The organism is Pseudomonas sp. PDNC002, from assembly GCF_016919445.1.
Taxonomy (GTDB): domain Bacteria; phylum Pseudomonadota; class Gammaproteobacteria; order Pseudomonadales; family Pseudomonadaceae; genus Pseudomonas.
The window spans coordinates 4,469,698-4,482,141 of the sequence record NZ_CP070356.1; the positions used below are offsets into that span (position 1 = coordinate 4,469,698).

At 65.3% G+C, this 12,444-nt stretch carries 11 protein-coding genes; 9 read left to right on the plus strand and 2 right to left on the minus strand.

All coding sequences use genetic code 11. The features are described 5' to 3' along the window. Positions 1-35: 35 nt before the first annotated feature. Positions 36-1,667: a malate dehydrogenase (quinone) gene (gene mqo / locus JVX91_RS20200; protein ID WP_205335938.1), complete on the minus strand. Its 1,632-nt coding sequence runs from the start codon at positions 1,665-1,667 to the stop codon at positions 36-38. A gap of 911 nt (positions 1,668-2,578) precedes the next feature. Between mqo and JVX91_RS20205 the strand changes: the two genes are divergently transcribed. The 8 genes from JVX91_RS20205 (at position 2,579) to JVX91_RS20240 (ending at position 11,026) form a co-directional block, all read left to right on the plus strand. Further along, entirely contained in the window at positions 2,579-3,244 is a 666-nt protein-coding gene (locus JVX91_RS20205) for a GntR family transcriptional regulator (RefSeq protein WP_205335939.1), read from the plus strand. A 96-nt stretch (positions 3,245-3,340) separates the two neighbouring features. Next, positions 3,341-4,147 carry an ABC transporter substrate-binding protein gene (locus tag JVX91_RS20210; RefSeq protein ID WP_037009662.1) on the plus strand — a complete coding sequence of 269 codons (807 nt, stop codon included), beginning with the start codon at positions 3,341-3,343 and terminating at the stop codon, positions 4,145-4,147. An 11-nt stretch (positions 4,148-4,158) separates the two neighbouring features. Further along, a complete protein-coding gene (locus tag JVX91_RS20215) occupies positions 4,159-4,926 on the plus strand; it encodes an amino acid ABC transporter permease (RefSeq protein ID WP_205335940.1) in 768 nt (255 codons plus the stop codon). A 1-nt stretch (position 4,927) separates the two neighbouring features. After that, positions 4,928-5,707, plus strand: coding sequence for an amino acid ABC transporter ATP-binding protein (locus JVX91_RS20220; protein ID WP_240201631.1), 780 nt, complete (start codon positions 4,928-4,930; stop codon positions 5,705-5,707). Positions 5,708-5,728: 21 nt separating this feature from the next. Further along, a complete protein-coding gene (locus JVX91_RS20225) occupies positions 5,729-6,814 on the plus strand; it encodes a polyamine ABC transporter substrate-binding protein (RefSeq protein WP_205335941.1) in 1,086 nt (361 codons plus the stop codon). Between the two features lie 17 nt (positions 6,815-6,831). Next, complete coding sequence (locus JVX91_RS20230; RefSeq protein ID WP_205335942.1) at positions 6,832-8,448, plus strand: gamma-glutamyltransferase family protein; 1,617 nt, start codon at positions 6,832-6,834, stop codon at positions 8,446-8,448. A gap of 10 nt (positions 8,449-8,458) precedes the next feature. Next, positions 8,459-9,400 carry an aldo/keto reductase gene (locus JVX91_RS20235; protein WP_205335943.1) on the plus strand — a complete coding sequence of 314 codons (942 nt, stop codon included), beginning with the start codon at positions 8,459-8,461 and terminating at the stop codon, positions 9,398-9,400. A gap of 429 nt (positions 9,401-9,829) precedes the next feature. Continuing rightward, positions 9,830-11,026 (plus strand): MFS transporter, encoded by a 1,197-nt coding sequence (locus JVX91_RS20240; RefSeq protein WP_205335944.1) that lies wholly within the window; start codon positions 9,830-9,832, stop codon positions 11,024-11,026. Positions 11,027-11,190: 164 nt separating this feature from the next. On the opposite strand, the gene JVX91_RS20245 is transcribed toward JVX91_RS20240, so the two are convergent. Continuing rightward, entirely contained in the window at positions 11,191-11,964 is a 774-nt protein-coding gene (locus JVX91_RS20245) for an ATP-binding cassette domain-containing protein (RefSeq protein ID WP_205335945.1), read from the minus strand. Positions 11,965-12,083: 119 nt separating this feature from the next. On the opposite strand from JVX91_RS20245, the gene JVX91_RS20250 reads away from it, so the two are divergent. Then, the gene (locus JVX91_RS20250) at positions 12,084-12,425 is read left to right on the plus strand and encodes a hypothetical protein (RefSeq protein WP_205335946.1); all 342 of its coding nucleotides are present in this window, start codon (positions 12,084-12,086) and stop codon (positions 12,423-12,425) included. Positions 12,426-12,444: the final 19 nt, after the last annotated feature.

The window sequence follows — 12,444 nt, forward strand, 5'->3', positions numbered from 1 at the left end:
ACCGGGGCATCAGCCCCGGTTTTCGTTTGCATGGATCAGAGTGCCAGGTCGCTGGCAGCCTTTTCGGCCGGCTTGGCCTCCGAGGGCTGCGCGGCCGGGGCCTGGTCGATAGCCGGCGGCGGGTCCAGTTGCAGGACCTTGGCGGTATAGCTCCACTCCTCGAAGGTTTTCTCCGGGCTGTCGTTGAGCTTGGTGCCGTAGCTCGGGACGATCTGGTGGACCTTGGCCTGCCACTCGGGCGTGGCGAGCTTGTCCTTGAACACCTTCTCCAGCACGTTGAGCATGATCGGCGCAGCGGTGGAAGCACCCGGCGAGGCGCCCAGCAGGCCGGCAATGCTGCCGTCGGCGGAGGCGACGATCTCGGTGCCCAGCTTCAGCACGCCGCCCTTCTCTTCGTCACGCTTGATGATCTGCACGCGCTGGCCGGCCTGCCACAGGCGCCAGTCTTCGGCCTTGGCTTCCGGGAAGTACTCGCGCAGTGCGGCGAGGCGATCCTCGTCGGAGAGCATCAGTTGGCCAGCGAGGTATTCCACCAGCGGATACTCATCGATGCCCACGCGGGTCATCGGCCAGACGTTGTGGACGTTGGTGCTGCCCAGCAGGTCGAGGTAGGAACCTTCCTTGAGGAACTTGGTGGAGAAGGTGGCGAACGGCCCGAAGAGGATCACGCGCTTGCCGTCGAGCACGCGAGTGTCCAGGTGCGGCACGGACATCGGCGGCGCGCCGACCGACGCCTTGCCGTAGGCCTTGGCCAGGTGCTGCTGGGCAATGGTCGGGTTCTCGGTGACCAGGAACGAACCGCCCACCGGGAAACCGGCGTAGTCCTTGGCTTCCTCGATGCCGGATTTCTGCAACAGGCGCAGTGCGCCGCCGCCGGCACCGATGAAGACGAACTTGGCGTCAGTCTCGGTGACGGTGCCGTCCTTCAGGTTCTTGTACTCGACGCGCCAGGTGCCATCGTCGTTGCGGGTGATGTTCTCGACCTCGCTGGAGAGCTTCAGGCTGAAGTTCGGCTTGGTCTGCAGGTAGCCGGCGAACTGGCGGGTGATCTCGCCGAAGTTCACGTCGGTGCCGATAGGCGTCCAGGTGGCGGCGATCTTCTGGGCCGGGTCGCGGCCCTGCATCATCAGGGGCACCCACTTGGCGATCTGCGCCGGGTCCTCGGAATATTGCATGCCACGGAACAGCGGGCTGGCCTGCAGGGCTTCATAGCGCTTCTTGAGGAAGGCGATGTTGTCGTCGCCCCAGACGAAGCTCATGTGCGGGGTGGAGTTGATGAACGAGCGCGGGTTCTTCAGCACGCCGTTCTGCACCTGCCAGGCCCAGAACTGACGGGAAATCTGGAAGGACTCGTTGATCTCGACCGCCTTGGCGATGGTGACGTTGCCGTCCTTGTCCTCGGGCGTGTAGTTCAGCTCGGCCAGGGCGGAGTGGCCGGTGCCGGCGTTATTCCAGCCGTTGGAGCTTTCCTGGGCGACGCCGTCGAGGCGCTCGACCATTTCCATCGACCAACCCGGTTCCAGCTCGTTGAGCCAGACGCCCAGGGTGGTGCTCATGATGCCGCCGCCGATCAGCAGCACGTCGACTTTCTTGGTTTCCGCGAAGGCGGGCGCGCAATTCACTGCCAAGGCGAGGCCCAGCAGTGCCCCGCTAACTTTCTTGATCATCGAAAGAGTTCTCGTCGTTAGGGCTTGGCCTGTTCCACTGGCAGCGATCCGCGTGAAGGCCCGCGCCTGAGAACAAGCAGGGGCGACGTTCGATGACAGTGTAGACAGGGCTCATTTCCCTCTCCGCCGGCTCTTTGGCCAGATCGATGAAGAAGAGGGACGTCCTGCGCAGAGAGACACGCAAAGCCTTCGGCTTTGGCTTTTGTTGTGGGAGGGATGCATGGTCTGCTGAAACGTTTGGGCATTCTAGCGAATGAAGCGGGTATCACCAACCATTGCAGTCAAGTATCGACCGGACGGTTTGTGTGTAGTTGTGTTCCGAAGGTGCGCACGGACACTCCCCCCTGTAGGAGCGGACCTTGTCCGCGACCCGGCCGCCAGGCCGGTGTGGACCACCCCACCGCTATCGCGGTGATCGCGGAGAAGCTCCGCTCCTACGAAAGCCACGCCAGCATTTGCACCACGGCGTTACCGATTCGCACCGTAAGCGCGCATAACCCAGCCAATACGTTACCGGTTGCAGTCAAGTATCGACCGGGCGGTTTGTATGTAGGTGTGCTCCGGCCGTGCGCACGGACATTCCCCCCCGTAGGAGCGGACCTTGTCCGCGACCCGGCCGCCAGGCCGGTGTGAGGCACCGCACCGCTATCGCGGTGATCGCGGAGAAGCTCCGCTCCTACGAAAGCCACGCCAGCATTTGCACCACGGCGTTACCGATTCGCACCGTAAGCGCGCATAACCCAGCCAATACGTTACCAATCGATCCCATTCAAACCCTCCTTTCCTACGGCACTTTCCCACCCACGCCGCTCTACTCCGCGCGATTCAAATCATTTCGCCATCATTGGCACGGCACCTGCTTAATTGCATGCATGGATAATTGGATCCAAAAATCCACGAGGAAACACTTCATGCGCCTGGTACCCGCTGCCCGCCCACCGATGAGTGCCGAAGACGAGGCCTACGACTACCTCCTCCAGGCCATCTGCACCGGTCGCTACAAAACCGGCGACCGCCTGGTGGCCGAGGACATTGCCAGCGAGATCGGCATGAGCCGCATGCCGGTGCGCGGCGCCTTCAAGCGCCTGGACGCCGAAGGCCTGGTGACCCTGCGGCCCAATCGCGGCGCCATCGTCAGCGGCCTGAACATCGAGGAAATGCGCGAAGTCTTCGAGATGCGCAGCGCCCTCGAAGGACTGGCGATCCGCATTGCCGTGCCGCAACTGACCGACCGCGACCTCTCGCGCCTGGAGCGCATGCTCGACGAGATGGACGACTACCGCGACGACAGCGCCGAGTGGGTCAGCCGCCACCGCGCCTTCCACGAATACCTCTGCAGCCTCGCCAGGCGCCCTCGCCTGCTGCGCCAGATCACCGCGCTGTACTCGGTGATCGAGCCGCACATGCGCCTGTGGCTGCAGCACGTCGACAAGCCCATGAGCGCCCGCGAGGAACACGCGGTGATCCTCGACGCCCTGCGCTCGGGCGATGCCCGCGAAGCCGAGCGGGTGATCTGCGACCACATCGAGGGGACGATTCCGTCCCTGGCCAAATTCCTGGAGGCGCAAGCCACCTGAGCCGCAATCCACCGAAGAGAATCGAAGCAACGGGCGCCTAGACCCGTACTTCTGTGCCCCTGAACTGCCCCTGGCAACCCCACCCCGGAGAGCAACATGTTCGAACGCAGGATCCCGCAGTGCCTTCTCGCCCTTTGCCTGGCCGCCCCGCTGGCGCACGCCGAAGTGAAGATTCCCGACCGCTTGCAGAACGCCAGCAAGGTCACTTTCTGCGGCGGCATGGACTCCCCGCCCATGGGCTTCTATGACGCCAACCAGAAGCTCACCGGGGTCACCATCGACCTCGGCGAAGCCATCGCCAAGCGCCTGGGCGACAAGAAGATCGACTGGCGCATCACGCCCTTCTCCGGGCTGATCCCGGCGCTGCTCGCCGGCCAGTGCGACATGCTGGTGGACCAACTGTTCGACAAGCCCGAACGGCGCGAAGTGATCGACATGGTCAACTACATGTATTCCAGCCAGGCCGTGGTGGTCGGCAAGGGCAACCCCGAGGGCATCCGCAGCCTGGACGACCTCTCCGGGAAGAAGGTCGCCGTGCTCAACGGCTCGACCATCCGCACCCTGCTCGACGCCCACAACGAGAAGCTGGCCAAGGCCGGCAAGCCGCCGATGAAGGTGGTGGTCTACAACACCGACACCGACGCCTTCCAGTCCCTGCGCATCCGCCAGACCGACGCCTACGGCACCACCGTGGAAACCGCTGGCTACTACCAGAGCATGGCGCCGGACCTGTTCGAGATCGGCGTGCCGGCCTTTGCGCGCATTCTCACCGGCCTGGGCATCCGCAAGGAAGACAAGCAGCTCAGCGAAGCCGTCACGCAGATCATCAAGGACATGCAGGCCGACGGCAGCTACGCCGCGCTCCTGGCCAAGTGGCACATCGAAGGCGACAAACTGGACTGAGGTAACGAGACATGAACTTCAGTTGGGACGTGTTCTGGCAGTACCTGCTGCGGCCGAGCGACATCTACCTCTACGGCCTCTGGCTGACCTGCGTGATCGCCGTCAGCGCCATGCTCCTGGGCTGCGTGCTCGGGTTGCTGGCGGCGCTGATGCGCCTTTCCACCAACCCTCTGCTGCAATACCCGGTGCGCTTCTACGTGTGGCTGATGCGTGGCACGCCGCTGCTGGTGCAGATCGTCTTCCTCTACACCGCACTGGCCGCTGGCGGCATCTTCCGCTTCGAGGACCTGGACCTGGGGCTGTTCGTCCTGCCCGGCAACATCCAGGCGGCAATCATCGCCCTGGGCCTCAACGAAGGCGCGTACATGGCCGAGATCATCCGCGCCGGCATCGGCGCGGTGGACAAGGGCCAGTACGAGGCCGGCAAATCCCTTGGCATGACCTTCCCCAAGCTGATGCGCCGCATCGTGCTGCCCCAGGCGTTCCGGGTGATCGTTCCGCCGCTGGGCAACGAGTTCAACGTGATGCTGAAGAACACCACGCTGGTCAGCGTGATCGGCGTGCAGGAACTGCTGCTGAGCACCCAGATGGTCACCTCGGCGACCTTCCGCGTGTTCGAGCTGTACCTGGTCGTGGCGATCTACTTCCTGGCGCTGACCACCCTGTGGGGCTTCTTCCAGCGCTGGCTGGAAGTGCGCTTCGGCAAATCCGACGGCCAGGCCGCCGCACCGAACCGCATGTTCGGCCGCCAGGCGATGAAACTGCTGAGGGGGCGTTGAGATGATCCCGGACATGAAAGACGTGGTGATCCAGGCCCGCGACGTGCACAAGGCCTTCGGCGAGCTGGAAATCCTCAAGGGCGTTTCCCTGGAAGTGCACCGCGGGGAAGTGGTGGTGCTGATCGGCGCCTCCGGCTCGGGCAAGACCACCTTCATCCGCTGCATGAACCACCTGGAAGACATCCAGGGCGGCAGTATCCGCGTCAACGGCGAGCTGATGGGCTACCGCGAGCGCCTCGACGGCAAGCTCGTGCGTGATTCGGAAAGCAACATCGCCCGGCGTCGCCGCGACATCGGCATGGTGTTCCAGCGCTTCAACCTGTTCCCGCACATGACCGTGCTGGAGAACATCATCGAAGCGCCGACCCAGGTGCTCGGCGTGCCCAAGGGCGAAGCGCTGGAGCAGGCACGCCGGCTGCTCGCCCGCGTGCGTCTGTCGGACAAGGCCGAGCACTACCCCGGCCAGCTTTCCGGCGGCCAGCAGCAGCGCGTGGCCATCGCCCGCGCCCTGGCGATGAAGCCCCAGGCGATGCTCTTCGACGAACCTACCAGCGCTCTCGACCCGGAAACCGTTGGCGAAGTGCTGCAGGTGATGAAGGAGCTGGCCGACGAAGGCATGACCATGGTGGTCGTCACCCACGAGATGGGCTTCGCCCGCGAAGTGGCCGACCGCGTGGTGGTGCTGCACCAGGGCGAACTCATCGAAGAAGGCCCGCCCGCGCAGGTCTTCGGCAATCCGCACCACCCGCGTACGCGGGAATTCCTCAGCCGTGTCCTCTGACTAATGAAGAAAGGAAAGCTCATGCGTAATGGAGTTCTGCTGTTCACCCTTCTCGCCTGCGCCACCGCCGCGCAAGCCGACGACAAGCTGGTGCGCTTCTACAACTGGTCCGACTACATGGGCCCGGACACCCTGAAGAACTTCGAGAAGGACACCGGCATCAAGGTCCAGTACGACGTCTTCGACACCAACGAGATGCTCGAAGCCAAGCTGCTCTCCGGGCACTCGGGCTACGACCTGGTGGTGCCGTCCAGCCAGTTCCTCACCAAGCAGATCAACGCCGGCGTGTACCAGAAGCTCGATCGCGCCCAGTTGCCCAACTGGAAGCACCTAGACCCGCGCCTGATGAAGCGCCTGGAAGCCGCCGACCCGGGCAACCAGTACGCCGTGCCCTACATGTGGGGCACCGTGGGCATCGGCTACAACTACGACAAGGTCAAGGCCGCACTGGGCGACAACGCGCCGCTGGATTCCTGGGACCTGATCTTCAAACCGGAGAACCTCGCCAAGCTTCACGGCTGCGGCGTGGCCTTCCTCGACGCACCGGTGAAGATCATCCCGCAGGCGCTGCACTACCTGGGTCTGGACCCGAACAGCACCAACCCGGACGACTACACCAAGGCCTCGGCGCTGCTGCAGAAGCTGCGTCCGTCGGTCACCTACTTCAACTCCTCGAAGTACACCACCGACCTCGCCAACGGCGACATCTGCGTGGCCGTCGGCTACTCGGGCGACGTCATGCAGGCGCAGACCCGCGCCCAGGAAGCCGGCAAGAAGATCGACGTGCGCTACGTGATTCCCAAGGAAGGCGCCAACCTGTGGTTCGACATGCTCGCCATTCCGCGCGACTCGAAGAACCCCAAGGGCGCCCACGAGCTGGTGAACTACCTGCTGCGCCCGGAGGTGATCGCCCCGGTGAGCGACTATGTCGGCTACGCCAACCCCAACCCCGACGCCACGCCGCTGCTCGATGCGAAAGTGCGCGACAACCCCGGCATCTACCCCAGCGACGCGGTGATCGAGAAGCTCTACGTCTCCGCCGACCTGCCGCCGAAAATCCAGCGCGTGATCACCCGCGAATGGACCCGTATCAAGACTGACCGCTGAACCGAAGAGAGTTTTCCATGCTGAGCTTCTCTGCCCACGAGTACCCCTACGCTTCCCAGCGCCAGAGCGTGTTCGCCCGCAACGGCATGGTCGCCGCCTCGCAGCCCCTGGCTGCCGAGGCCGGCATCGCCATGCTGCGTGCCGGCGGCAACGCCATCGACGCCGCCATCGCCACCGCCGCCGCGCTGACCGTGGTCGAACCCACCGGCTGCGCCATCGGCGGCGACGCCTTCGCCCTGGTCTGGGTCAAGGACCAGTTGCACGGTCTGGACGCCAGCGGCCATGCGCCGGCGTCCATTTCCATCGACAAGGTGAAAGCCGCCGGGCACGACAAGATGCCCGTTCACGGCTGGCTGCCGGTCACCGTGCCGGGCATTCCCTCGGCCTGGGCCGAGCTGTCCGGACGCTTCGGCAAACTGCCCTTCGCCGACCTGCTGCAACCGGCCATCGCGCTGGCCCGCGACGGCTTCCCGGTATCCCCGGTGGTCGCCCACCAATGGGAAATCGCCCGCCGCGAGTACCAGGAAAGCCGCGCCGCCGTGCCGGCGCTGGAAGCCTGGTTCGACACCTTTACCGTCAACGGCGAAGCGCCGCGCGCCGGCCAGCTGTTCCGCAACCCGGCCCAGGCGAAAACCCTGGCCGAACTGGCCGAAACCAAGTGCGAAAGCTTCTACCGTGGCGCCCTCGCCCAGCGCCTGGCCGCGCACTCCGCCGCCACCGGTGGCGAGCTGAGCGCCGCTGACCTGGCCGGCTACAAGCCCAAGTGGGTCGAGCCGATCAAGACCAATTACCGCGGCTACGACGTCTGGGAAATCCCGCCGGCCGGCCAGGGCCTGATCGCCCTGATGACCCTGAACATTCTCCAGGGCTACGACTTCGACCAGCGCGACAGCCAGCTCACCTGGCACCGCCAGCTCGAAGCGATGAAGAAGGCCTACGCCGATGGCCTGCACTACATCACCGACGCCGAGCACATGCGCGTCAGCACCGCCGCGCTGCTCTCCGACGACTATGCCGCGCGGCGCCGCGCCGAGATCGGCGAGCGCGCCGCCGAGCCCAAGCACGGCGACCCGCACTCCAGCGGCACCGTGTACATCGCCACCGCCGACGGCGAAGGCAATATGGTCTCGTTCATCCAGAGCGCCTACCACGGCTTCGGCTCCGGCGTGGTGCTGCCCGACAGCGGCATCGGCCTGCAGAACCGTGGCTCGGAGTTCAGCCTCGACGCCGCGCACTCCAACGCCCTGGCGCCGGGCAAGAAGACCTTCCACACCATCATCCCCGGCTTCCTCAGCAAGGATGGCGTGGCCGTCGGGCCGTTCGGCGTGATGGGCGGCTACATGCAGCCCCAGGGCCACGTGCAGATGGTGATGAACCTGGTGGACTTCGGCCTCAACCCGCAGGCCGCGCTGGACGCCCCGCGCTGGCAGTGGCTGGGCGGCATGAAGGTCGGTATCGAGCAGCACGCCAATCGTGACCTCGCCTTTGGCCTGGCGCGACGTGGCCACGAGGTGGAGATCGCCTGCGACCTCACCGACTACGGTCGCGGCCAGATCATCGTCCGCGACCCGCAGACCGGCGTACTTTGCGGCGGTACAGAGCCGCGCGCGGATTCGCATATCGCGGTCTGTTGAGGAGACGGCCATGCATGCTCGTGACCTGGAGCTCTCGCCGCTGATACTGGGTGGCAACGTGTTCGGCTGGACGGTGGACGAAGCGACGTCGCGGCGACTGCTCGACGCGGCGTTCGACGCGGGGCTGAAAAGTATCGACACAGCCGACATGTATTCCGTGTGGGTGCCAGGTCACATGGGTGGCGAGTCGGAGGCCATCATCGGCCGCTGGCTTGCCAGCCAGCCGGGGCGACGCGCCGACGTGACGCTCTGCACCAAGGTCGGCGCCGAGCTCTCGGCGCAGCGCCGCGGCCTGTCGCGGCGCTGGATTCTGCAGGGGGTCGAGGACTCACTTCGGCGTTTACGCACCGATTACATCGATCTGTACTTCAGCCATTATCCGGACGACACCACGCCACACGAGGAAACGCTGCGCACCTACGAGGAGTTGATCGCCTCGGGCAAGGTACGCGCCATCGGCGCCTCCAACTTCAGCCAGGCGCAATTGCAAGCGGCCGAGGCGACGGCACGGACCAGCGACTTGCCGGCCTATTCAGCACTGCAGGTGCAATACAACCTTTACGATCGCGCCGGTCATGAAGCCGACACCGCCGCTTTCGCGGCCCAGCATGGGAACGTCGTGGTGACCTACTTCAGCCTTGCTTCAGGCTTCCTGACCGGCAAGTACCGCCAGCTCATCGATCTCGCCGGCAGCGCCCGAGGCGAAGACCTGGAACCCTACTTCGATGCCCGGGGGTTGGCAATCCTGGCGGCATTGGATCGGGTCGCCGCAGAAGCCGCCGCGACGCCGGCGGAAGTAGCCTTGGCCTGGCTACGCCAACAGCCGGGCATCACCGCTCCCATCGCCAGCGCCACCAGCGAACGCCAGCTCATCAGCCTGGTGCGGGCAACGCAGCTGCGCCTCTCGACGTCTCAGCGCGCCGCCCTGGACCTCGCCAGCCAACCGCTGTGAAGCACTGCGGCAAGCCTCCGCCAGGGGGCTTGTGAACAGACCAAGGCAGAAACTATCATGAGACCAATTCTCAAATGATAGATATTCCGCCACGCCTCGGTCGACACTTCTCTCTACGCCGTCGTCAGCGGCCTCTACCAACACCGTCACGGCTGGATACAAGGCTGGCGACGCCGGGTGGAGCTCTCGCGCTCCCCCGGACGGCGCCAACTGCAGCTGAACACCCTGCATGAGAGCGACGCCCTCCCCGCGCGTCCACCCTGACCGGTGCGCCAGGTGTTCCTGCTGATGCAGATCGCGGGCCCGGAGTACGAGGCCGTCGTGAAGGGGTTTCGATGTGCCGTCGTGGATTTCCTTTGGTGTTTCGCTGTGCCTGATCGTCTTTGTAGGGATGAGAAACCCCGCCGCCCCCCAAGGAGCCCCGCTGAAATGACCGCCATGCCACCCCAGGCGCCGACCCTCAACCTGCGTCCGCTGATGTTCGAGACCTTCGTCTGCACAGTGGCGGTGATGTCCTTCGTCGCGCTGATCGGCCCGGTGGCGCGCACCTTGGGCCTGGCGCCCTGGCAGGCGGGCATGACGGTGACCGTCGGCGGCATCGCCTGGATGCTCATGGCCCGCGTCTGGGGCATCGCCAGCGACCGCCTGGGCCGGCGCCGCGTGCTGCTCAGCGGCCTGGCCGGATTTGCGCTGACCTACGCCCTGCTCTGCGCCTTCATGGCATTGGCGCTGAATACCTCGATGTCGGCGCTGCCGGCGTTCATCGGTATCGTTGCCCTGCGCGGCCTGGCCGGCGGGTTCTACGCCGCCGTACCGGCCTGCTCGGCGGCGCTGGTGGCTGATCACGTGAGCGCCGACAAGCGCGCCTCTGCCATGGCCGGCCTCGGCGCAGCGAGTGCGGTCGGCATGGTGGTCGGGCCGAGCTTCGCCGGTCTGCTGGCCATGCTCGGCCTGGCCCTGCCGCTGCTGCTCACCTGCCTGCTGCCGCTGGTGGCCCTGGTCGTGCTGTGGAAATGGCTGCCCGACAGCCAACGCGTCAGCGAACGCAAGGGCCCTGCCCTGGCGATCACCGACCGGCGCCTGCGCCGCTCGCTCACGCTGGGCTTCATCGCCATGGTCTGCGTCACCGTGGCGCAGATGACCGTCGGCTTCTTCGCCCTCGACCGCCTGCAACTGCCGCCCGCCGACGCCGCCCGCGTCGCCGGTGTCGCCCTCACCTCGGTGGGCGTGGCGCTGATCTGCGCGCAGATGCTGGTACGCAAGCTGAACTGGGCGCCGCTGCGGCTGATCGGCGTGGGCGGCGTCATCTCCGCGCTAGGCTTCGCCTCGGTGTGCCTCGCCGGCGCGCCATGGATGCTCTATGCCTCCTGCTTCGTCGCCGCCGCCGGCATGGGCTGGGTGTTCCCCGCCGTCTCGGCGCTCAACGCCAACGCGGTGGAAGCCGACGAACAGGGCGCCGCCGCTGGCAGCCTGGTCGCCGTACACGGCCTGGGCATGATTACCGGACCGCTGCTGGGCACCCTGCTGCACCAATTGGACAGTCGCGCGCCCTACGTGCTGGTCGCCGCGCTGCTGCTATTCGGCGTCGCCTGGACCGTGCTGCCGCGCAAGGGCACTGCTGGATAACCCTGGCCGACACGCCCCGGGCGTGGCGTTTTATGACATGTGGGACGACCGTTGGCAGCGTAGTGGCTGTGCTGCTGGTTCTGGCCTACTGCTGCAGCACGAACGCCCGGCACGGGTTGCGCTCTGGCCGGGCGTGTTCTTCAGCCTGCTGACTGGTGTGGCGGTCACGCATGCCAGCAGCGGTACCAGCCATCCTGCTCGGTGACCTTCAATGGCGCCTGGTACAGCGCCGACAGGTGTTCGCTGGTGAGGATGTCGGCCTTGGCGCCGTCGGCCACGACCTTGCCCTCGGCGATCAGCACCACGCGCTCGATCTCCGGGATGATTTCGTCGAGGTGGTGGGTGGTAATGATCATCGCGTGCTCCGGGCCACAGAAACGCCGCAGCAAAGTGAGCATCTGCAGGCTGGCGCCCATGTCCAGGCCGTTGGCCGGCTCGTCGAGGATCAGCGCACGAGGTTCGTGGATCAGGGCACGGGCCAGCAGCAGGCGGCGTTTCTGGCCCGTGGACAGACGCTGGAACATGCGCTCCGCGAAGTCTTCCATTTCCACGGTCGCCAGCAACTCGCGGGCTTTCTCTACCTGCTCTGGCGTCGGCTGCAGGTGACCGTGGCTGCCGATGGCCCCGAAGAAGCCGGAAATCACCACGTCCAGCGCCTGGGTAAAGGGCGTGTAGTCCTCCTGCAGGTCCTGGGAGACGAAGCCGATGCGGCTGCGCAGATCCCATAACGTGACGTTCTGCAGACCGAACAGGTTCAGCGAGCTGTCCGGACGATCCACCGGATAGAGTTCGCGGCTGATCAGTTTGAGCAGTGTGCTCTTGCCGGCGCCGTTGGGGCCGAGGATGGCAACCTTCTCACCTTCGCCGATATGCAGGGAAAATCCATCCAGCACGCGGGTCTGCTGCTGGTACGCGGTGACGTTGTTGAATTCGATCATGGGATTCTTCTGGCCGGCCTTTGTGCAGCCGCAGACAGTAGGCCCCTTGCGCTTCTCACTCAAGCCTTCCGTGAATCGCGGCTACGCTTTCCACATTTCCTACGACCGAGAATACCTCGATGAACGAGCCGGACTTACCTTCCCTGGACGACGATATCTGCGTCCATATCTTTTCCGTCTCGGCCACCATGGTCGGCGTGTGCCTGACAGTCATCGGCATCATCCGGGTGATCCTTACCCTGCGCCAGGAAGACCTGATCATCGATGACCTGGTCGCCATCAACATGATGTTCTACCTGGTTTCGGCCTTCTGCTCCTACTGGAGCCTGCGCACCCATCGAACCCGGCGCGGCCAGCGCATGGCAAACATCGCCGACACGGTGTTCCTGGTCGCCCTGACGTTTACCGCCGTCAACGCGGGCATCATCACCTGGGTGATGACCTCCGCACCACCGACCTGAAAAAACGGGCCACAGGGTG